Annotated in this window: 24 protein-coding genes; 5 read left to right on the plus strand and 19 right to left on the minus strand. The window is 47.9% G+C overall.

Features of this window, described 5'->3' with window-relative positions:
• Nucleotides 1–68: 68 nt before the first annotated feature.
• Both CZ379_RS25325 and CZ379_RS25330 read right to left on the minus strand, forming a co-directional pair.
• The gene (locus tag CZ379_RS25325) at nt 69–467 is read right to left on the minus strand and encodes a hypothetical protein (protein WP_110934162.1); all 399 of its coding nucleotides are present in this window, start codon (nt 465–467) and stop codon (nt 69–71) included.
• Between the two features lie 23 nt (nt 468–490).
• On the minus strand, nt 491–814 hold the full coding sequence (locus CZ379_RS25330; RefSeq protein ID WP_234405014.1) for a hypothetical protein: 324 nt from the start codon (nt 812–814) through the stop codon (nt 491–493).
• Between the two features lie 177 nt (nt 815–991).
• Between CZ379_RS25330 and CZ379_RS25335 the strand changes: the two genes are divergently transcribed.
• Together CZ379_RS25335 and CZ379_RS25340 are read left to right on the plus strand one after the other, a co-directional pair.
• A complete protein-coding gene (locus CZ379_RS25335) occupies nt 992–1,618 on the plus strand; it encodes a helix-turn-helix domain-containing protein (protein ID WP_199925783.1) in 627 nt (208 codons plus the stop codon).
• 149 nt (nt 1,619–1,767) lie between these two features.
• Nucleotides 1,768–3,006, plus strand: a complete 1,239-nt coding sequence (locus tag CZ379_RS25340; protein WP_110934164.1) for a site-specific integrase — start codon at nt 1,768–1,770, stop codon at nt 3,004–3,006.
• 169 nt (nt 3,007–3,175) lie between these two features.
• Here the strand turns inward: CZ379_RS25340 and rlmD are convergent, their stop codons facing one another.
• From rlmD to CZ379_RS25360, 4 genes are all read right to left on the minus strand, one after another.
• Nucleotides 3,176–4,837, minus strand: a complete 1,662-nt coding sequence (gene rlmD, locus CZ379_RS25345) for a 23S rRNA (uracil(1939)-C(5))-methyltransferase RlmD (RefSeq protein ID WP_110934165.1) — start codon at nt 4,835–4,837, stop codon at nt 3,176–3,178.
• A gap of 377 nt (nt 4,838–5,214) precedes the next feature.
• Nucleotides 5,215–6,096: a diacylglycerol kinase gene (locus CZ379_RS25350; protein ID WP_110934166.1), complete on the minus strand. Its 882-nt coding sequence runs from the start codon at nt 6,094–6,096 to the stop codon at nt 5,215–5,217.
• Nucleotides 6,097–6,117: 21 nt separating this feature from the next.
• A complete protein-coding gene (locus tag CZ379_RS25355) occupies nt 6,118–7,008 on the minus strand; it encodes a sirohydrochlorin chelatase (protein WP_110934167.1) in 891 nt (296 codons plus the stop codon).
• 2 nt (nt 7,009–7,010) lie between these two features.
• Nucleotides 7,011–7,301: a YerC/YecD family TrpR-related protein gene (locus tag CZ379_RS25360; protein ID WP_019639846.1), complete on the minus strand. Its 291-nt coding sequence runs from the start codon at nt 7,299–7,301 to the stop codon at nt 7,011–7,013.
• 229 nt (nt 7,302–7,530) lie between these two features.
• On the opposite strand from CZ379_RS25360, the gene CZ379_RS25365 reads away from it, so the two are divergent.
• Complete coding sequence (locus tag CZ379_RS25365; protein WP_110934168.1) at nt 7,531–8,055, plus strand: hypothetical protein; 525 nt, start codon at nt 7,531–7,533, stop codon at nt 8,053–8,055.
• A gap of 35 nt (nt 8,056–8,090) precedes the next feature.
• On the opposite strand, the gene corA is transcribed toward CZ379_RS25365, so the two are convergent.
• From corA to CZ379_RS26465, 6 genes are all read right to left on the minus strand, one after another.
• A complete protein-coding gene (gene corA, locus CZ379_RS25370) occupies nt 8,091–9,050 on the minus strand; it encodes a magnesium/cobalt transporter CorA (RefSeq protein WP_110934169.1) in 960 nt (319 codons plus the stop codon).
• A gap of 105 nt (nt 9,051–9,155) precedes the next feature.
• A complete protein-coding gene (locus tag CZ379_RS25375) occupies nt 9,156–10,145 on the minus strand; it encodes an inorganic phosphate transporter (protein ID WP_110934170.1) in 990 nt (329 codons plus the stop codon).
• 89 nt (nt 10,146–10,234) lie between these two features.
• Nucleotides 10,235–10,849 (minus strand): DUF47 domain-containing protein, encoded by a 615-nt coding sequence (locus tag CZ379_RS25380; RefSeq protein WP_055109632.1) that lies wholly within the window; start codon nt 10,847–10,849, stop codon nt 10,235–10,237.
• 193 nt (nt 10,850–11,042) lie between these two features.
• Complete coding sequence (locus CZ379_RS25385; protein WP_110934558.1) at nt 11,043–12,089, minus strand: DUF3048 domain-containing protein; 1,047 nt, start codon at nt 12,087–12,089, stop codon at nt 11,043–11,045.
• Nucleotides 12,090–12,406: 317 nt separating this feature from the next.
• Nucleotides 12,407–13,237, minus strand: a complete 831-nt coding sequence (locus CZ379_RS25390; RefSeq protein ID WP_110934171.1) for an alpha/beta hydrolase — start codon at nt 13,235–13,237, stop codon at nt 12,407–12,409.
• A 114-nt stretch (nt 13,238–13,351) separates the two neighbouring features.
• The gene (locus tag CZ379_RS26465) at nt 13,352–13,567 is read right to left on the minus strand and encodes a hypothetical protein (protein WP_199925784.1); all 216 of its coding nucleotides are present in this window, start codon (nt 13,565–13,567) and stop codon (nt 13,352–13,354) included.
• A gap of 246 nt (nt 13,568–13,813) precedes the next feature.
• Here CZ379_RS26465 and CZ379_RS25395 point away from each other — a divergent pair, with 246 nt between their 5' ends.
• On the plus strand, nt 13,814–14,524 hold the full coding sequence (locus tag CZ379_RS25395; RefSeq protein WP_110934172.1) for a DUF1129 family protein: 711 nt from the start codon (nt 13,814–13,816) through the stop codon (nt 14,522–14,524).
• Between the two features lie 103 nt (nt 14,525–14,627).
• Nucleotides 14,628–15,359 (plus strand): hypothetical protein, encoded by a 732-nt coding sequence (locus tag CZ379_RS25400; RefSeq protein ID WP_110934173.1) that lies wholly within the window; start codon nt 14,628–14,630, stop codon nt 15,357–15,359.
• 103 nt (nt 15,360–15,462) lie between these two features.
• Here CZ379_RS25400 and CZ379_RS25405 read toward each other — a convergent pair whose 3' ends face one another.
• The 7 genes from CZ379_RS25405 to CZ379_RS25435 all read right to left on the minus strand — a co-directional run bounded on the left by CZ379_RS25405 (nt 15,463) and on the right by CZ379_RS25435 (nt 21,793).
• Nucleotides 15,463–16,221 (minus strand): hypothetical protein, encoded by a 759-nt coding sequence (locus tag CZ379_RS25405; protein WP_110934174.1) that lies wholly within the window; start codon nt 16,219–16,221, stop codon nt 15,463–15,465.
• Nucleotides 16,221–16,916, minus strand: coding sequence for an ABC transporter ATP-binding protein (locus CZ379_RS25410; RefSeq protein WP_110934175.1), 696 nt, complete (start codon nt 16,914–16,916; stop codon nt 16,221–16,223). Before CZ379_RS25410 ends, CZ379_RS25405 begins: the two co-directional genes overlap by 1 nt.
• Before the next feature lie 41 nt (nt 16,917–16,957).
• On the minus strand, nt 16,958–17,341 hold the full coding sequence (locus CZ379_RS25415; RefSeq protein WP_110934559.1) for a GntR family transcriptional regulator: 384 nt from the start codon (nt 17,339–17,341) through the stop codon (nt 16,958–16,960).
• Between the two features lie 47 nt (nt 17,342–17,388).
• Entirely contained in the window at nt 17,389–18,147 is a 759-nt protein-coding gene (locus tag CZ379_RS25420; protein WP_110934176.1) for an ABC transporter permease, read from the minus strand.
• The gene (locus tag CZ379_RS25425; RefSeq protein ID WP_110934177.1) at nt 18,140–19,090 is read right to left on the minus strand and encodes an ABC transporter ATP-binding protein; all 951 of its coding nucleotides are present in this window, start codon (nt 19,088–19,090) and stop codon (nt 18,140–18,142) included. Before CZ379_RS25425 ends, CZ379_RS25420 begins: the two co-directional genes overlap by 8 nt.
• Before the next feature lie 131 nt (nt 19,091–19,221).
• Complete coding sequence (locus CZ379_RS25430; RefSeq protein ID WP_199925785.1) at nt 19,222–20,046, minus strand: response regulator transcription factor; 825 nt, start codon at nt 20,044–20,046, stop codon at nt 19,222–19,224.
• Complete coding sequence (locus tag CZ379_RS25435; RefSeq protein WP_110934179.1) at nt 20,018–21,793, minus strand: sensor histidine kinase; 1,776 nt, start codon at nt 21,791–21,793, stop codon at nt 20,018–20,020. Before CZ379_RS25435 ends, CZ379_RS25430 begins: the two co-directional genes overlap by 29 nt.
• Between the last annotated feature and the right edge of the window lie 33 nt (nt 21,794–21,826).

Here is a 21,826-nt window from a genome sequence, read left to right on the forward strand (position 1 = left end):
ACTAGGAATACAGCTGAAAACAACACAGCGTCTTTACGTTCCTTTCTCATAATGCCCTTCCCCTTCCGTTATTCTTTCTTGCCTAGCGCAACGATCCAAGAGCCAGTTTCGTCTAACCAATGATCCTGGAGAGAATAACCATCTTTGATATGTTTCAGAATCGTATCGAATTGAAGAACCAGTTCCACACTGTCATTACATGGGTCTAAATGAATCGTTATACCTTCTTCCCGTTCCCTGATCGTATCAGCTGCCATTTTAATTTTTTCAAGAATATAGTGAAACATCTCCATGTCATGATTGAACAGGTTTGAAAGGATTGTTCCCACAACGGGAGTAAGCTCCTGTTCTACATCAAAATCAGTCATACTACCCTCTTCGGCCTTCTCCAGCACTTCAAGACATTCATCGATCGGCAGAACACCTAGATTCTCCTGTAAGTACTCCGCATAAGTCATTTTTTCCATTGTTCATTCCAGCCTCTCTTAAATTAATAAATCGAACCCCGGTAAGCATCGGCAGCTTCATTTAGTGTGACAAAATCAAACGATCGGTACATTGCCCTTACGAGCTCTTTGGTTAATGTCTCGTCCCACTTCATCTTCTCAGCTGCAAGGATCGCATAGCCTAAGCAGGATTGATTGTTCCACTCCTGTTCTGCTTGTCCTTCATACAGCCCGGCAAGGTATGCGTCTTTAATCATGGTGCCCACTGTGTCCAAAAGCTGGATCATATCCGAAGTCATGCCATCGGGAAAGTGCTTCTTCTCTAGTCGGATACGGTTTTCAAGAATTGTGTAGTCTATATTGCTCATTCGTTTCACCTCACTCATATCATTTTGATTTAAATTCCCACCAAATTGTTCAGTAGTCTGATCAATTTGATAAAACAAAGATACCAAATGATATTGTATATGTCAATACAAACTGTTGAATGTATAGAGCAAATTGTTTATACTTTAAAGCAAAATAACAATATAAGGTGGTAAATAATGATAAAGTGCAATTTGGCAGTTTTGTTAGCTGAAAGAGGAATGAACATTTCTGAATTGTCTGAAAGAACGGGGCTATCTAGAAATACGCTAAGCGCACTTCAAAACAATACGGGGAAAGGAATTCAATTCGATACAATGGATGCGATTTGTAAGCTACTCGATGTTCTCCCAGGTGAATTATTCACATACGCAGATGTGGGCTTTAAATATGTTTTTACCCACCCAAACAAACAACAAATTAAAACAGATGCTACGGGAACAAGGGTATTATATGGGGTTAAATATTCTGGTTTTTACGAGGTAGAGATTTTTTATAACGAAAAGATAATTACAATGCTAGGTCTATTGAACACAGATGACTATCCTGAACGTACACAAGTTGTTTTTTCGGTTAAAGATAAATCCCGTCTTGAGAAGATTCCCTTGATTTTTAGACAAGAAATTTTTAATAATATCACTGACCTTGCGTTAAACGAAATAAACGTTTCATATGACCTACCGATTAAAATAGATAAAAGTTCTATAGAAGTAAAGTTCTTGGATGATGAGTTCATAAGAAAAGAAATTAAAGATTTTATCAATTCTCAAGATGGTGAATTAGACGAATTCCTAGAAAAAATATAATGTCTATAATTAATCCCCGACTTATTCAGAGGTTATTTTAGGAAAAGGAAATACCTTTAAAGCCTTATATAGCAAGGTATCTCGGTTTAGTTCCCCTTTATCCCCTTTTTCCTAGGGTATACACATTTGAATGCAAAGGAGTGAATGAAATGGCTAACATTCAGAAGCGTGGTGAAAACTCATGGTTCTTTACTGTTTACACTGGTAGAGGACCGAACGGAAAGTATGGCCGTAAAACAAAGACAATCACAGTGACAGATGAAGCGTTGTTGAAAACTACAAAGAAGCTTCAAAACTATTTAGAAGATGAATACTCCAAGTTTCGCCAAGAAGTTGAAGCCGGGGAATATATTGCGCCACAGCGAATGACGTTTAGTGCCTTCATAGAGGAATGGCGTACAAAACACGCTGTCAAGCACCTTGAACATAAAACACGTTATGCCTATGAATCGCATTTAAAGAAACGAATCATTCCTACTTTTGGTCACATGAAGTTAGAGGACATAAAGCCGATTCATATGGTGGACTTCCTTGAATCATTATCCCGGGATGGAAGCCGTGGAGATAACAAAAGCGGTAGCTTATCTTCGGGAACCGTTCAGATGAACCACAGAATACTAAAGAACATCTTTACACGTGCTGTCGAATGGAAGATTATAAAGAACAACCCTGTCGCCTCTGTTCAAAAGCCTAAGGTAACAAGCAAAGAAATTGTCCCCTATGATGAAAATGAAGTGGCTCAGCTGCTTCAAGCTCTTGAAAAGGAGCCTTTCCACTGGCGTATGATGATTACTTTAGCTCTCACAACCGGGATGAGGCGCGGTGAATTATTAGGCCTTGAATGGAAACACATCGACTGGAAAGCAGGCCATATTGACGTTACACAAACGTTAGTTCATGCGCTTAAAGGTGAAATCATCGTTAAAGAACCTAAAACCAAAAATTCTAGGCGTAAGGTTGCGCTCCCAGCTTCTGTACTTGAAGAGCTAAGGGAATATTATACCCATAGAGTAAAAGAGAGGGACAAGCTCGGTGATGCCTGGAATGGAAGGGATCGGGAAGGCCGTGAATGGAACTTTGTATTCTCACACGCTGATGGTAAGCCATTTCACCATGAACGCCCGTATTTGTGGTTCAGACAATTCATAATGAAGAACGGCTTGCGTTACATCCGATTCCACGATTTGCGGCATACATCGGCAACGCTGCTAATTAACCAAGGTGTTCACGCAAAGATCATTTCAGAACGGTTAGGACACGGAAACATCACAACAACCATGAATATATACGGGCATGCTCTGCGATCCGCTGACCAGGCAGCAGCAGATAAGCTTGATTCTCTGTTTTCTACACGCAAAGAACAGCATAGCAAAAAGACACTCGGTTAATTATGCTGAGTGTCTTTTTTTATGTCGAATTATCACCATTTATTGTAGAGTCACAGGAAGTTTCACATCAATTTCACATCAATTGTCGATTTTCACGTCTGTTACATTGAAAATTTAACATCTGTGTTATCAACAAAACCCTTGATAAACAAGGCGTTGAGAAGCTGTATTACTTCCTGACCAACAAAGCCACGTTTTCGATATGTGTTGTATGCGGAAACATATCCACCGGCTGCACCTCAACGGTGCGATATCCGCCATCCTCTAGAATCCGCAGATCTCTTGCCAGCGTCGATGGATTACAGCTTACGTATACGACTCGCTCCGGTTTCATCTCTAGGATCGTCTCCAGTAAACGAGGATCGCAGCCTTTACGCGGAGGATCGACCACGATCACATCAGCTTCGATGCCCTGCTCCTTCCAGCGAGGAATAACATCCTCAGAAGCTCCCACCTCAAAGGTAACATGCTCCATCCCATTCAGCTCTGCGTTAGCTTGGGCATCTTCGATCGCCTCTTTGACAATTTCCACGCCGTAAACGCGTTTGGCATGCTGAGCTAGGAATAGCGAAATCGTGCCGATGCCGCAATAAGCGTCAATTACCGTCTCATTGCCAGTCAGTCCGGCGTACTCTACGGTTTTGCCATAGAGCACTTCTGTCTGCACCGGGTTCACTTGATAAAATGAGCGAGCAGAGATAGCAAACTTCACGTCACCAATGTAGTCATAGATGACATCCCGACCCCAGAGCACACGGGTGATGTCGCCGAAAATGACGTTCGTCTGACGTGTATTGATGTTCTGGCAAATGCTGACCACATTGGGCAGTTCCTCACGGATCGCTGTGATCCATTCGCCTTCGCGCGGAATACGCCCGCCGTTGGTAACGAGGACGAGCATCATTTCGCCAGTACGGAAACCCACCTTGACGACGATATGGCGCAGCAAGCCTTGTCCACTCTCTTCGTCATAAGCGGTGATGCCCAGACGGCGGCCGATTGCTTTGACACGCGCGACTACATCATCGTTACTCTCGTGCTGGATGAGGCACGTCTCCATGTCGACGATGCGGTGGCTGCCGCGGGCATAGAAGCCGCCGACCAGGGCGCCGTCAGTCACGCCGACGGGCACCTGAGCCTTGTTGCGGTAGCGCCAAGGCTCCGCCATGCCCAGCGTCGGCAGCACGACGACGCCATCGCGGGCAGGCGGCTCAACGCCTGGCGCCGCGGTGTCGGCGCCACACGCTGCTCCCAGTGCCCCGGCGTTCTCGTTCGCCACGTCGCTGCCCAGCACCGCGCCACCCTCGCTCGGCGCATCCGCCGACACGCGCAGCTTGCCGATCCGCTCCAGCGCATCGATCACATGCTGTCGCTTCCAGGCCAACTGGCCGGCGTAGCTCAAGTGCTGCAGCTGGCAGCCGCCGCACTTGTCGTAAATGCCGCACGGCGCAGCTACGCGGTCCGAGCTGACCTCCCGTAGCTCGATCAGCTTGGCATAGCCGTACTGCTTCTTCGTCTTCAGCACCTTCACGAGCGCCTGCTCGCCCGGTAGCGCTCCAGCTACAAACAGCGTGTAGCCATCTGCCCGGCCCACGCCCTCGCCGTTGTGATTCATGCCGATAATGTCGATGACGACTTCATCGTTTTTGCCGACGGGCAATCCGGCGATTTCTGGATCCTGCTGTTTTTTAGCGCCACGCAAATTACCCGCACTTCCATTTCTGCTTCGTTTACTAGAGTTGCGGATACCTGTCTCGCGCTCCGCCGATCCACGGACACGGCCCGCCGATTCCGTCCTGCCCGCTGCCCCATTACTTCGCTGCCTCTTCATTGCTGGTACTTCACTTCTTTCTAATAAGGTTGTTCCTCCGAATCAAGCTAACCTGCGGACCCTTCTCGCCTAATTTCATCGACAATGCAGCTCTTCTAAGTGCTGATGTTGGCGGTCGGTCTACCACAGCTTCCTACGCTACCTTCATGAGCCGGGGCTGTTCCCCAGCATCCTATCCTGCATGCTTCGGAAACAGCCCCTCTATATCCGTCAAACTATCGACTTGTCACCAAATTAGCTCACTAACGCCGCTGTCTAGGCCAGCCGAAGGACGCTAAAGCCATAGAATAATTTTCTTCATCAACGGCTCTCAAACTAATACCCCCACCTGCCACTGGCCTCTTGCCAGACAATCTCTAACCCGCTAACTCTCACACCTACGCAAAAATCCGCAAATGCGACGGCAAAATCTCGAACACGCCAGGCAGTTCTCCGCCTAACTCACCATCCAGATTTAGCTGAACCAGGCCCGGCGAGGTTACCTCCATCCGACTCGTCTTGAAGTAAACAACGCGCGGATCGCTGAAATGATCGCCGCGCAGCGCCATCGTCAGCAGACGGATGAATTCGGCCAAATTGCATTTGCGCACCGCAATCACATCCAGCAGGCCATCATCAATTCGCGCATCTGGCGCCAGCTTCTCAAATCCGCCAACAGAGTTGCTGTTCGCGATCAGGAAGAGCATGAACTCGCCCTCCAGCACACCATGCCCCTCAGCACGAATAATCAGCTCTGTAGGAGATAAACTGGCAACCTTCTCAATCCCCTTCATATAATAGGCCAACTGCCCGATCATCGTCTTGAGCTTGCTCGGCACTTCATACGTCAGTTCTGTGAGCGAGCCGCCGCCCGCAATATTTATAAAATGGCGGCCATTGACCTTGCCAATATCGATCGGCCGCGTCTTATTCTCGATGACCAGGTCGCAATAGTCTTCCCAGCGCTTGGAAATCCCCATTGCACGGGCGAAGTCGTTCGTTGTTCCCATCGGAAAAATGCCAAGCGGCGGCAAGTTATCAAGTCCGGCCATGCCGTTCACGACTTCATTCAGGGTTCCGTCACCGCCAGCCGCAATAATAATATCATAGCCTCGCTCTACCGCCTTAGCTGCCTCTCGCGTTGCATCGCCCTCGCCAGTTGTTGCATGGCAAGACGTCTCAATACCAGCAAGATCCAAGCGATCCAGCACGTCGGGAAGCAAGCGCCGCATCTCCTCCCGTCCGGAGGATGGATTATAGATCAACCTAGCTCTTTTCATGATATAAACGCCACCCGTTTATCATAATTTCAATGACCTCATTATATGCAATATTTGCTCCAACATCCAGTGAGGCAATAGCGAATGGGGAAGCAGCGCTTCTCCAGAGTAGCGATATGTCAATCCTTCCAGCCTGGAAGGGATTTCTTTCTTCGTGAAATAGCCTGCGCTGAGGAACAACGGGGCAATTACCACATCATATCCCCGTTCTTGCCAATAACTGACCTTCTTATGCACACTATCAGGATTTAAAAGCGCAAAATCGGTCATAGCCACGCCGCCGATCTCTTTCACCCGCTGAGCCAGCGAGGAGATTCCTCGCTCCCAGCGCTGACGGAAGCCGTCATGCCTGCTGCCATGCCCGATCAACAGCAGCGCTTCTCGCTCCGGCTCCCGGGACAACGGCTTAACCTTATCCCAAATCATTTGGGCAACCAAAGGATGGTCTTCTACAGGCTCGCCAAATAACACGCGTGCAGAGAGGCGAAATTTCTCCAAATCCGTCTCCTTCTCCGGCGTGTCCTTTGCCCCGAGCGCATAAGCAATCTCATCCACATGCGTGCTTCCGGAGGACATGAACAGAGGTATAACGATCATATCAGTGACACCCTGATGCTCCAATCGATCGATGCCATCCTGAATCAAACGGCCTCCCACGAGTTCAAGGAAAGAGGCCTCCACTGGAAGCCCCTCCGGTAATTCCGCTTTGACTGCGGCTACTGCATCATCGACAAGCTTGACCCAGTAGCCGTCCGGAGAACCGTGACTGATGACAAGTACTCCGGGCCGCAGCGGGCTTTCTGCTAAAAGCTTTTTTTTTGCAAATCCTAATTCCTCGTTTACTTGCCCTTGACCCTGACCCTGCTCCTGAGCTACACCAAGCCCATGCAGCATATCCAAGCCCCGGTTCATACTTAACGTCCCAGACGATCCAGCGTCATCTTATATCCGTCATTACCGTAATTCAAACAGCGCTTGACGCGGGAAATCGTCGCCGTACTGGCTCCGGTCTCTGCCTCAATTTGATTATAGGTGTTGCCTTTGCCCAGCATGCGTGCTACTTCCAAGCGCTGAGACAGAGATTGTATTTCATTAACTGTACATAAATCGTCGAAAAAGACATAGCATTCCTCGATATCCTTCAATGTAAGAATGGCTTCAAATAATTGGTCGATCGTTTTATCATTCAACTTCTTAAGTTGCACTGATTAATCATCCCCTACCGTTACTATAAACACATCTTCATTGTACCTGAGCAGTGGCCCCCTTTTCAAGCGTTAACGATTTCACGCATCACAGAAACAACGCCCAAAATACAGCAAAAGCCTATCATACCCGGGACATTCGTCTATACACTCGATACACGCGACACATACAGTATAGTATACAAACGCCTATCTCCACCCTAAATTATTTAAAAAGGACAGTGATATCATGCCTCATTACTATCCCCCTCGCCGCAGCATAACGCCCTCTTCGCCTTATACGGACTATTACCCTGGGGTCAATCCGTATGAGACGCCGCTTACCGATAAAGCGGAAGCTTCCGCTTTAGTTCCTTATTCACCGCAAGCCGTAGCAAGCGAAAGCACAGCTCTTCCGGCTGCTGGGGGCGGAGCTGCCAAATCAACCGGAGGATTCTCCATACCGAATCTTGGCGATATCAAAGGAATCGTCGACAGACTTGGAGGAATCGAAGGAATTTTAGCAACAATGGGTAAGGTACAAAAGGTCATGCAAACCGTTCAACAATTTGCGCCAATGGCTAAACTTATTACGGGACTCCTCCCCGGAGGCAAAGGCTCAAAGCTCCAAGGCGGAAGCGACAAGCTCGACGAATACAAGCCATCCCGTCGGCGCCGGAGCAAGGGCGGAAGCAGAAATAACAGCCGCAAAGGAAGTTCGCGCCGTAAAACGGCAGCCCGGGGGCGCAGCAAATCAAGCAAACGCCGCCGCTAGTTCAGCGGCGGCGTTTTGCCGTTTTCCATTTCCCCTCATTTAAACCAGCCTCGTTTCATGAATGCGAGAATCATCCATATGCCTAACGTTGCCATAATTCCAAGAACGAAATAATAGCCATATCTCCACTCCAGTTCAGGCATATTTACAAAATTCATCCCGTAAATTCCCGCAATCAATGTAAGCGGCATAAACACGGTCGTAATAACCGTCAGCGTCTTCATGATCCCATTCATCCGGTTGGAGTTCAGCGAAATATAAGAATCCCTTAAATCCGCTGTCATTTCCCGATTGCTGTCGATCATTTCAGACAGCTTTAACAGATGATCATAAATGTCAGAGAAATGCACCCGCGGCTCCTTCTCCCCCTGAATATGCTGGGAGTTCAGCACGCGATACATCAAATCCCGCATAGGTACAATCGTACGCCGCAGCTTGAGCAGACGGCTTCGCAGTGTAAATACCTGATTCATCAACATCTCGACCGATTCCCGGCTTCCTTGCTTCTCGAGCTCGTCCAGATCGTCCTCAATCGAATATACACATGGAAAATAATTGTCCACCAGGCTATCGATAATCATATAAGCGGCAGCGTAAGGCCCCTGTGACCAAATTTTACGATCATGCGTGCGGCTCAGCATTTTATCCCAGGCTTGATCGACCTCAGCTAGCGTTTTTTTATGATAAGACACAATGTAGCTGTTCCCGATAAACAAATCAACCTCGACCGTACGGAGCGTTTCTGGGTTCATCGCATGCAGCACCAGAAACTGATAATCCTCGTAATAATCCAGCTTCGGCCGCTGCAGGACGTGGAGGCAATCCTCGATCGCCAGAGGATGGAATCCGAAAAAAGAAGCCAGCAGCCCCGATTCATCCTCCGTCGGTTCATTGAAATCTACCCAACACCATGCATAACGTCCAAGATGAACCTCCTCTAGGGAAAGACCAGGCTTAACTTTATGATCATGCGTGATCCCCATAATGCGCAGCATTTCCACCCTCCTTACCCATTCCATGAACTCTAGTCTATGGCCGTACCTATTCAAAAAAGCCAATCCTCAGTATTAACCCTAAGTGATTGGCTTTTCTAATGCGATTTAAAACAAAATAACGTAAATTAATCCGGCAAGGACAGCCACGATTGGGATCGTAATGACCCAAGCGACCACAATGCGTCCGGCAACTCCCCACTTCACCGCCGAGAACCGTTTCGCGGAGCCTACACCCAAAATCGCGGATGTAATTGCATGCGTCGTACTCACTGGCAAGTGGAACAGCGTGGCGCCAAAAATAACCGAAGCCGCCGACAAATCGGCTGCGAAGCCATTGACCGGCTCGATCTTGAATATTTTTGTACCCATTGTCTTAATAATCTTCCAGCCGCCGACCGATGTTCCGAGTGCCATCGCAGTAGCTGCCGCGACCTTAACCCATAAAGGTACGTCCATATTGTCCTGATAATTGGCCGTTACGAGAGCAAAAGTTATAATCCCCATTGCCTTCTGTGCATCATTCGTGCCGTGAGTGAAGGCTTGAATCGCTGCCGTTACAACCTGCATCGAACGAAACCCTTTATTCACCGTATGCGGACTTCGTTTAGCGAAAATCCATTTTAGAACATGCATCACGACATAACCGATAGCAAAGGCAATCAATGGAGAAAATATAAGTCCTTGAATGATTGTCGTAAACCCGCTCCAGTTCAGGTTCTCAGAGCCAGCGCCAACAAAAACCGCACCAGCCAGAGCGCCGATCAATGCATGCGAGGAAGAGGAAGGGATACCGAACCACCAGGTAACCAAATTCCATATAATCGCCGCAAGCAATGTCGCAACTAGAATCTCCAGGCCGTTATCCAGCTTGGCTGGGTCGGCTACACTACCGCCAATCGTCTTCGCTACGCCCGTGAACATCATGGCCCCGACAAAGTTCATAACCGCGGCAAGAATAATTGCTGTCCGCGGTTTTAATGCCCTCGTCGATACCGAGGTGGCTATCGCGTTGGCTGTATCATGGAACCCGTTGATGAAGTCAAAGGCTAGCGCCAGAAAGATGACAATCAGTATGATGATTAAACTCGTATCCATAGTCTCATTTATTGCACAGATCGTTGTATTTGTATATCATCCGCGCAATTCCAACCTCCCGAATAGTGAATGATAAAGCGAAGTTATGTTTATGAATTGCGCATGATAATGGATTCCAGCATATTGGCAACGTGCTCGCACGCATCTGTCGTCGTTTCGAGACGTTCATAAATTTCCTTCTTCTTAATTAAAACGATTGGATCAGTAACTTTTGCGAACAGCTCTTTAATGCAAATACGCAGCAGCTCGTCTCCCTGATTCTCCAAATCGTTCAGGCGAATGGTATGCTCCCGAATCGCAAGCAGCTTCTTCTGGGATAGCAAATGAACCGCTTTTTGAATTTCATAAGCAGAAGTACGTAAAATTTCAGCGAACTGAACAATATGCTCGTCCGGCTCACTCAAATGATACATAAAGAAACGAGAGGTTGTTGCCTCCAGGCCGTCGATAACGTCATCGAGCGTTGTCGTCAAGTTCATGATGTCATCTCGTTCAATCGGTGTAATAAACGTTTTGTTCAGCTCGACGATAATTGTGTGCGTAAAACCGTCACATTTCGACTCAAATTCCTTCATTTGCTTGGCAAACTGCTCTACATCCTTTAACTCCGATACCTGCTGGGCGAAATAATCCGCCGAATGCACGATCGTATCCGCCATATTCTCTAATGTTTGGAAAAAGATATCCTTCTTTTTCGCTCGCATCTCTTATCCCCTTTTCTCTAAGTGTGTTTCTGATACACTCGGATGACATAACCTTGAATATCTTAACACAATTAGCGACAACATGAACACTTTTGTTACAAACATTTCACGTCTTCCTTCTATAATTACCCTTTGTTTACCGTTATCATCCCTAAATTTGCACGGAAATGAAATACTTTCCTAATTATTCGACTTATTCGACTGTAAACCGAGTTTCAAAACCCGGTTGATTTGGCACAACGTTAACATATGTAATCCCGGGGTAAAAAGGAATCTCCACATTGTCCTTCACAAAACGAATAACGTCGCCGGATTTACGTATCCATTGACCGCGAATCATTTGGCCCCGTTGAAATATAACCGCTTCGCCGCCCATTTCCAGATTCACGCTTAGACGGCCGACATCATCTAGAACCTTATGATCCGCCCCCATAATAACCACATTAGTAGCTGTCAATTGACTCCCTGTGTCGAGATCATTATGTGGTGAATCATTAATAGAACGTTTATATAGTTTTGCAGCAGAGTCATATTCATAGCTTACCCGATAATTGTCGAGTTGAAATTTAACCTCAACCTTTTGAACGGGAACTCCTTCACCCGGATCTTCTTCATCGCGGAACGGATAAGTCGGCACCTCCTCGTCTTCAATGGCAAAATTTCGTTTAGCTGTCCCTTCCAGCAGCTTCTCTATGTTGGTATACAAATTATGCGGTGCTTTCCGAGATTTATCCCGCCAAAAATAGGCTCCGGCATTCGTAATCTCATCCAGATCCTCTTTGTGCTGCCGCTGAAGAATAGCATAGGCGTCATTGCTCGCTCCCGCATGGACGAGTACGCCATGATAGCTCTCGCCCAGATCAATCATATATGGACGTATACTGCGAACAGGCCCGATCCGAGTCGTCTCGTCACCGCTTTGATAGATCGCGATAAGTCGGGTTACCCCGCCTTCAGCCAGCACCTCGTATACAATATCTGCTTGACCGAGCCCGGACTGCGGTCTCGCCGCTGGGGCATTATTAATCATCACCGCCAGCGGCCTCCGGGTAATTGGCTCTTCCGAGGGCAGGCCCGTCAACGGCGCTTTGTATGCGAACGCAGGCTCCTCCGCCACCAGTTCCTCGAAGATGGGCTCCGGCGTATCCTGAATCTCATTTCCGTTTCCCGGCATAGCGGCCTTCCCTTGTCCGCAAGCGGGGATAATAAATAAACTAAACACCAATAAGAGCAGCAGCATAAGTTTTGATCGGCTTGATCGATTAGAATAGTTCAAATTTCTTTCCTCCGAACACCATGTTTTTCCTCATATTATACGCTGATTGTCCATGTGACGGAAAGACATGATTCGCGTTTCCTTTACTGTCATAGAAATGAGCTGTCCAATAAGTGGCACTACCTGGCGGAACTGAGCAGCGTTATGCAACGAAATGCGGCCGTTTTTGAAAGCTAAACCGCACCCGCCACCATAACAGCAAAAAGAGGCTGTCCAGCAGTCCGTTGTCACCGACTTTCTGGATGCCCCTATTGAATTGCCTTGATATATTGTCCCTATCCCTATATCATCCAATGCTGCCAATCCGTCTGGACAGCTTCCAGACCATTGAGCCACTCCTTCGTCTTAAGCAGCAATTCATCGCGGTGATCGCTTGAAGAATAGGTGTGATCGCCCTGAAAAATAATTTCTTTATCACAGCGGCCCTCAGGACGCATCCAGAACACCTTCTGAAAAAGAAATGCATAGTCCACTGGAATTGCGTCGTCCGATGTCCCATGAATAACAAGAACGTCCCCGGAAAACTTGATCGCCTCCTGGAAAGGCTGATAGGTGCCGAGCGAGTCAAAGAACACGGGACTTAACCCATAGCCAAGATAATCGGCCACCCCTCCGGCCTTGGCCCTATCATAGACGTCCCTACCAGTAATCTTCACGATATCATTAAAAGGATAGCCGACAGCGGACCAAAGAATAAGCTTCTTAACGCGCCGATCACGCACTGCGGTGAGCAGCGCAATCGCTCCTCCCAGACTATGTCCGATCAGGATGACCCGAGTCGGGTCAATGTCCCCGCAGCTGAGTCCGTAATTCAGAACCGTGCGCGTCTGCGCAATCATGGAATCGATGCCTTCTTGCCCGTAATCCCCACTGCTCTCGCCGCAGCCGATATAATCAAATCGTACGACAAGGTTTCCCTCACTGGCCAGTTCCCGGGCTGCCTTGACGAACAGGCGGTCTACCCCGATTCGGCTGCCTACAAACCCGTGGCAAATGACGATCAGCGGGACTCGATCCTTACACCGTCCTTGCTTGATAGCTGTCTCCCCGGGGTAATGAATACTAGCTGTTATTTTCTCTTCCCCATGCTGAATAACGATTTGCCGTTCCATCCGCGTTGCCCTCCCTCGACTGTAATGCCATATATCAATTAATCCGATAAGTTTAATGTGAATTATAAACTTATCTTAGCATCACACGAGGCTAGGTGTCAATCGCTTCTACTATTATTCATAATACAGACGAAAAAAATTTTGCGTTAACTGCTGGCCTTCCATCGAATCTACTCCCTGGCTGCCCTCGCCAAGCCATGGCTCAGAATAATCCTCCCGGAGTTGTTGATCCGTAGACACTGCATCCATCGCCGCCACCTCATCTAGACTTCCCCTCGAGTGACTGTTAAGCAAATACTTCCGAGTTAGCTCTGAACTGAACTGTCCCATGGCTATCGCACCTCGCTCGTTTGGATTTGGAAGAATATTGTCCGCTTCTCCCTGCTTATTATTGTTGGAGTGACACCATTTTTTTATTCGGTATCCCCGTGATTCTCCAGACTCACTCTCAAGGACACTTCCGAGGACCCTTGCGAGAAACCTCGAATATGAAGTATACTACTGGAGAAAATCGGTAATTCAAACACATATATGGGAGATTGCAATCTTAGCCAATCCGCCTGGAGGGAAAGATTCATGTACATTCATGAGATGATCAGAGAGACGAATCAATTAAGAGGGCAGATGTCCCCGGCTAATGAGGCTTATTTCGGAGAAATGGTGATGTATTTTCGTTCTGGCTCCAGTTCGTTGACCGAGGCCAAAGGAGAAGAGGTTCTCCTTGAGCTGGCTCGGCGCATTATTAAGAACCAAGAGAAGAATATTTCGGCTTCAGAATTATTCGGTGATGATCCGAAGGCTTATTGCGAGCAGCTTGCCGATGATGTATTGATGAGGAAGCCCCGCAGCCTGCAGGACAAAATCAAATACTATACGATGATTCCCTGGGTCGCATTGACTTGGGTATTCTTTATTTACATGCTCACAGGATTTTTCAGCAAATGGTTTGGCGGTGAGCTCGAATACACCCAAATTAGTACGGCTTCCCTGCTTCTTATCGCTGTTCTCTCGATTCTGCTGATCGAAGGGGTAACCCGATTTCTCGGCCCAGGGACTAAACGGCGAACAGAGCAGGAGCAACAAGAGCATCCCGATCACCAATCTGCGAAATTCAACCCGAAGATGTTCGGGATTTATCTCGGAACTACTCTAGCCATTGCAGTAGTCGGCCTCATATTAACTCGGCTGCTGCCCGTGTTCACCGTATCGCCCTGGGACAGCCTGATTATATTTGTGATTGGCATTATCGGCCAGAAACTGATCTTCGGTCGAAAGAGCAAGACATAATACATCTCTCGCATGCAGTAAAAAGGCTAAACAGGTTATCCTGCTTAGCCTTTTTAAATTATAACGAGTCGTAAATATATTCCAATAAAAGGAGTTGCTTATTTTGATAAATAAATATTTAAATATATGTATGCTATCCGCGGCGATAGCTCTTGCGCTTGCTGCCTGCAGCAGCCCTAGCGGCAACAACCAGAACAGCATTACCAGCAATAACGGCAACGCATACTCGTCAACAACCGACGATAAGGACTTAATACATCTAGTCAAAGCCGAAGACATCATCATTTCTGCGCCGGCAGCTGCAGATTCAGATGTTTATACTAGTCTGACCGTTCAAGCCGGCAAGCTGAGCAAGACCTTCCCTTGGAAGAACGTAACTAACCCAACGTACCAGCCTACCGTTCACATCGCAGATGTCGACGGCGACAATCAGAATGAAATTATCATAATCCTGACAAGCGGCTATGGAACAGGTGTAAATGAACAAGAAATTCATGTGCTCAATAAAGAGGATCTATCTGAGCTTGCCTTCGAGAATCCCCTGCAGGTTATAGAAAAGGAGATCACCTCGCAAATTATACATAACGAGGATCAAATCAAAGTCATGGTCGAGACGACCGGCAAGAAAGTGGAGAGAACCTACTCTGAATCGGATGCAGTGATGTGGAATGAAGAGGTCGCGTTCGAGTCGATGATTAGCTACAGCGTCACCGATAACGTAATTACCGCAACCGTTCCGGGGAGTGTGTCCCCTGCTTTATTTGCCGTGTATGCCAAACTGGAGTATGACTCGAGCCTAAAAGTAAAGACGATCAACATAGAGCCCATTCTATAAACCAGTAAGCTATAATAAGCACAAGTAAAGGGTGAGGAGTGGATGTGCTCCTCAGCTTATCCAAACGAAAGAACCTCGCGCGGCGTGCCGCGCGAGACTCTCTCTATATTTCGACTTTCTTGCTCAGCAAATAGTCGATAAGCACCAGCATCAACACCATGATCGCTCCCTCAAACAGCAGCTGTCCTGCCGACAGCAACGGAGTCGTAGATATGACCTCGGCATTCACACCCATAGTGGAGTGCTGCACACTGCCGATTCGAAACAGCATCATATCATATCCTCCAAAGAGCCACTGCTCGACCAATCCCACTGCATTTTGAATCAAAATGAACGCAAGGAGTCCGACCCAGGTACCTGCTTTGCCCCGTAAACTTACACTGGCTCCGATCGTCATCGACACAAGAATGCTCAGCATCAAAAAGGTGAGGGACCAGCCTATTAGAAAAATAATTTCGAACCAGCCCAGCACATCAGCAACGACCAGCTCCTGCGGCCACCATAAGTCAAAATAGACAAATCGACTATAAATCCAATAATGAATAAAGGCTACAGCCCCTAACACTATGTTAAACAACCACCATAGGACTATGCAGGATACTGCATTCCACATCGGACGAATCGGCAGTAACCTGCGGCTGTAGGCTTTCATGTTATTCTCGTACGTCTTTGACGCAAGAATAATCAGAATAATTCCGGTCATCACATACAGCATAATGGAAAGCATAAACATGATCGACTGTTCCCAGCCTCTGACATTGCCTACGACTCCGATTGCGATTTGCAGAACAACCAGCACAGCAAGAAGTCCGAGCGATAGATTCGCGTTCCGCTTCCAATCGTACTTAAGCAGCCTCAACATTACGCATACACCTCTTTAAACATGTCATCGACACTTTTGCCATACTTCATTCGGATCTCCTCTACCTCTTGCTGCATTACGACTTCACCCTCGCGGATAAAAATGACTTCATCGAAAATCCGCTCGATATCCCTTACGAGGTGGGTCGAGATGAGCAAACTGCTATCCTCGTTATAAAATTCAACGATGGCATCAAGAATTTTATCCCGCGCAACCGGGTCAACTCCGCCAATCGGCTCATCCAGCAAATACAGCCTGGCGTTTCTCGATAACGTTAAAGTCAAATGCAGGCGCTCGTTCATCCCTTTGGACAAAGAGGTGATCCGATCCTTTTCATTTAAGCTCATAAACTCAAGCATCTTGCGCGCCTTTCCTTCATCAAAGTCCTGGTAGAAATCCCGATAGAAATGAACCGCATCACGAACCTTCATCCAAGATTCTGTTAAGAGCTGATCCGGCATGAAGGCTACGTCCGTCTTTGTCTGGAGGCCCGCAGGATTACCCATCACCGCAGCCGTTCCGCGATTAGGCCGTATAAGCCCTGCAGCGATTTTCATAATCGTGCTTTTGCCGCTGCCGTTTGTTCCGAGCAGACCGACGATTTTTCCAGCCCCGACAGAAAAAGAAACATCGCGTAAAGCTTTCTTGGAACCGTAGGATTTGGATACATTTTGAAAGTCCAGTATATTATTCACTGTATTCGTTCCCCTTCTCTAACAATGATCTGACTAAAGCCTTAGTCGTTAGATTCGTTTGAATCGATATGAACCGCTTCAGCGACGATCGCGGCGATATCCTCACTCGTAAATCCGAGCTCCTGCATGCCATGAATGAACCGTTCCAGCAAATCTCCCGCCATTTCTTTTTTGATCATCATAATTTTCGATTCCTCACTTGTCACATATCTTCCTAACCCTCTTCTCGTCTCTACAATCGCTTCCCGCTCCAGTTCCTGGAACGTCCGTTGTATGGTGTTCGGATTAATTTGCAGCTCAGCAGCAAGCTCGCGAACGGATGGTATCTTGTCTCCCGCCTTCAGCTTGCCAGTGACGATTTCTCTCTTGATATAGTTCATGATCTGCAAATAAATCGGCAAATTATTATCGAATTCAATACTCACAATGTGTCGTACCCCTTTCCGCCCTATGCCTTCCGGAGCCATGCCCCTTAGGCGACATCCCGTTTCTTAAACGTAACAAAGCTAGCTCCGAGAAACAAGAACATATAAACAGCCAATACGATGAGCGAAAAAGTCATGGTCATTCCCTGGAATGGCGGGCTGCCGTTTGCATACACCGACAAATCAGCATTCGCAAAAAGCAAATATTTACCGAATGAATATCTGGACATCATGGCAACGATAAGCCCTTCCAGCATAAGCAGCGTCATTCCGATCCCAATCGTCGCTCCGCCGGAACGTATGAGCGTCCCGATCATAAACGTGACGGTCACATAGATCGTCATATATACGCCATGGTACAGCGCAGCGGCAAGCAAATTGCTTAGCTCGGCAATCCCCGAGAAGCCAAACATCACTGCTCCCGTAGCCAGCCCTACGAATAATGAGTACAGCGTCAGCACTATCGAATACAATAAAACGATCGTATACTTGGAGGCTAGAATTTTGCTGCGGCTGACCGAGCGAATCAATAACAGCTTGATCGTACCGCCGCTGAATTCCTTAGAAACGATGCCCGCCGTGCTGATGATGCCCAGTATAACCAGGAGCTGTCCCAGCCCATTTTTCGCCACGACGACCTCCGCAAACTGCGGAGCGGTCAGGACATTTTGCAGTCCCCCCATAAACTGGGTCAAATATGCAAACAGTAAGATGAATACTGTAATGATCGCAAAGGGTACGAAAAAACTGCGCTTCTTGAACATTTTCAGCCATTCATTCCATGCGAGATTACCAAAACTACGCAATGCAATTCCCTCCCGTCCATTTGAGGAATTCATCTTCCAGCGATTCCCGGCTTTCCTCCATCCGGTACAAGCCGATCCGCTCTTCACCCAGCGCCTGCACAAGACGAGGAACATGACGATCGCGCACGACAACTGTGATCTCTCTTTGCTCCGCAGCAATTCCAGCAATGGTAACCTCCTCCATTCGCTGAAGCCTTTCTTTGGCCCGTCCGGCATCATCGATGCGCAGCTTCAACTTCACGTACTCCATCTCATTTTGCGGCGTATCCAAATCTCTTACCGTCACGAGTTCGCCTTGCTGGATCACGACGATCCGGCTGCACATCAGCTCTATCTCCGACAACAAATGGCTGGATACTAGAATCGCAATCCCTTCCTCCCGGGCTATCTGCTTCAAATAATCCCGCATCTCCCGGATGCCTGCCGGATCAAGCCCGTTCGTCGGCTCGTCAAGGATAAGAATCGACGGCCTGTGCAGCAGCGCCTGCGCGATGCCCAGCCGCTGACGCATGCCGAGCGAATACGCCTTTACCTTCTTATGCAGCGCCTGCTCCAGTCCTACCAGCTTCGCGACCTCTTGAATCCGCCCCTTTGTAATTCCTTCCGTCATCCGTTGATACTGCTTCAAATTATCGTAGCCGCTCATATAGCCGTAGAATTCAGGATTCTCAATAATACCGCCGATATGGCTGATCGCCTCCGTAAAATGTCGGCGCACGCTCTTACCCTTAACTAGAATATCGCCCTCACTCATGGAGATAAGCCCGACAATCATCCGGATGGTTGTCGTCTTGCCCGCCCCGTTAGGCCCCAGCAATCCGACGATCTCTCCTTTTTGTATATCAAACGACAGCCGGTTTACAAGGTACTTGCTCCCTATTTTCTTGCTCACCTGATTCACCGAAAGCACGGTAGGATATGTCTCTAATTCGAGTACGCTCATCATTCCACTCCCTTGTACTAGTGTTATAGTTGAATAGTACACTAGCACCGAACAACTGTAAAGCCCTTTTTTCCTTTTTCGAAAAAAAACCGCCGGAGAGTTGTCTCTCCGGCGCCGGGTTATGAACAGGCTTATCTCATTTTCACTTGATCGCGATATTGTTTTGGGGTCATGTGTTCAAATTTCTTGAACATGCGGATGAAATAGCTCGTCGTTTGCAATCCGATTTGCTCCGAAATAGCATCCAAGCTTAGGGTCGAGCCTTCCAGCAGCTCCTTCGCTTTCTTCATCCGAAGCTGAGTGACGTAGTCGATGAAGGTAAGCCCCGCCTCCTCCTTGAACAACACGCTGAAATAGCTCGGATTGAGATGAACCTGCTGAGCCACCTCCTTGATCGTCAACACGTCGGAAATATGCTCATCGATATATTGAAGCGCTTTGACCACGTACTCATTGCTCGTATGCAAACTAAGCGGGTCTTTCCCTTGGCTGCGCTCTCCGTCCTCCTGTTGTGATTCCCCTGGTTTAAGCTGACGGGATTGCTGCTTCTTAAGTCGCTCCCTTCGCTCTTTCGCTAATCGAGCCGCATTCAGGGCTTTCTCGGCGGTCTGAATGAGCTCGGATTGCTGCACTGGCTTTAAGAGATAATCGATGGCCCCAAGCCGCAATCCCTGCTGTGCGTATTCGAATTCCGCGAATCCGGTGAGCAGAACGGCGGCAACCTCATTATTCTCTTCACGCAGCGTTTCCAGAAGCTCGATGCCGGTCATCAGAGGCATGCGGATATCGGTGATGAGCACATCATATTCCCGCTCACGCAGCATTTTCAGCGCCTGCATCCCGTTTTCCGCCACAGCGATTTCGGCCTTGTCGCCCTTCCATTGCTGCAGCGTATAGGATACACCCATTCTCGTGTTGTATTCGTCGTCAACGACTAATATCGCCGGTATGCTCATCCGGTTCCACCTCCTCCCGAGCAGCTGGAATCCGCACCTCAACGACAGTGCCTTCATGGGGACGACTGTAGATTTGAATGCCGTAATCAGCGCCATAATGGAACTGAATCAGCTTGCTGACGTTGAACATGCCAATCCCTTTGCCGCTGGACATAAATTCGACATTCATCTCATTTTGCAGTCGGCTTCTAATCTCATCCAGCTTGTCCGCGGTCATGCCGACACCGTTATCGGCAACAATGAACGAGACAACTCCATCCTGCTCCCGAATTATCAGCTCAATCATTCCTCCGCTTTCCAGCGGTTCAATCCCATGAACGATCGCATTCTCAATAAGCGGCTGGATCGTCAGCTTCGGAATCCTCAGCTCATGCACTGCCGGGTTATCACGGATCTTGACCTGCAACCGTTCGTGCCAACGCATTTTCATAATATAGACATAACGCTTTACCTGCTCCAGTTCCTCAGCCACCGTCACAAAACCGTCTTCCCCCTTCGATTGAATACTGTAGCGGAACAAGTCGGCAAGGCGAATGACCATTTGAGCGAGCTCATCCTCTCCTTTGCGGATATGCGCCCAATACAACGAATCGAGCGTGTTAAATAAGAAGTGCGGATGGATTTGCGAATGCAGCGCTTTAATTTCGCTCTTGCTCTTGATCAGTTCTTTTTCATAGACTGATTTGATTAGGTGGTTGATCTCCCGTACCATATGGTTGTATTTCACGTTCAACAGATTGACCTCGCGGTTAAAATATTGATCAGGGTTTTCGCGAGGAGTCCCGCTTTTTCCCTTCTGCATCACTCTTGTCAGCCTTTTGATCGGAGAAGTAATCAGCAAGGAAAGGTAATAGGATAGAAGCGCAAAAACGATGATGCTGAGAGTGCTGGCCCAAATCAGGACGTCCTGCAGGAAATGAATATCCTCCGTTAAAGCTTCCTTCAAAATCATAATCTCCAACTGCCAGTCGGTCGCCTTGATCTTCCGCTGTACCGTGACGTAGTCCTCCTTGTTGATCCCGTCTCCGTCGGGGGGAAGAGGCAAAGCCAAAGTGCTCCCCGTCCTTGTCAGCGAAATCTCATTGCCATCTGCATCGAGCAGCCGCATGATGCTGCCCTTTGCTTTGGCGACATCTTTACTGATGAACTCAATGAGGGAGGGCTTGATGCGAATGACCAAATATCCGCCGTTTCGATAATCCAGCTTCTCCAGCTTAATCCGCCGGATCGCCAGCAAATCCCCTGCATTCTGCGGGTCAAGGCCGATCCAAATCATCGACCCAACCTGATTTACATCGTTCGCTTCCTGGATATAACGTTCGCCAACACGCCCGGTAATCGTTTGGTCTACAATCGGGTAAAGGCTGTTCTCCTCAGAGAACAGCTCAATTTCCCGGATCGTCTCCGAATATGCTGTTTTATCGATCAAAATTTTACGCAGCTGCATTTTCTCATCGTAAGTCGTAGCTTGCCCCTGCAATTCATCGGCAAGCTGCTCCTGAATCCGTTCATCCATCGTCAGTTGCAGAGTTAGAACATTAATCTCGCTGAGCAAGGATTCCAATCGCCCGCCAACCTGCTCGGCAATTTCGTCGATATATAGAGCAGCGTTCTCCTTCTGCACCTTGGACAGTAAATAATAGAGGCTGCTGACCGTTAAAGACAACACGATAATCATCATAACAATGAAGCCTACAAAAATTTGCCCTCTCGTCTTGTCCAAGCCTAGTTTGCTCAGCAGTCTCATATTTATTGCCTCCAGATTGTTCTAAGGGGAATA

Source organism: Paenibacillus bouchesdurhonensis (assembly GCF_900155685.1).
In the GTDB taxonomy this organism is placed as follows: domain Bacteria; phylum Bacillota; class Bacilli; order Paenibacillales; family Paenibacillaceae; genus Fontibacillus; species Fontibacillus bouchesdurhonensis.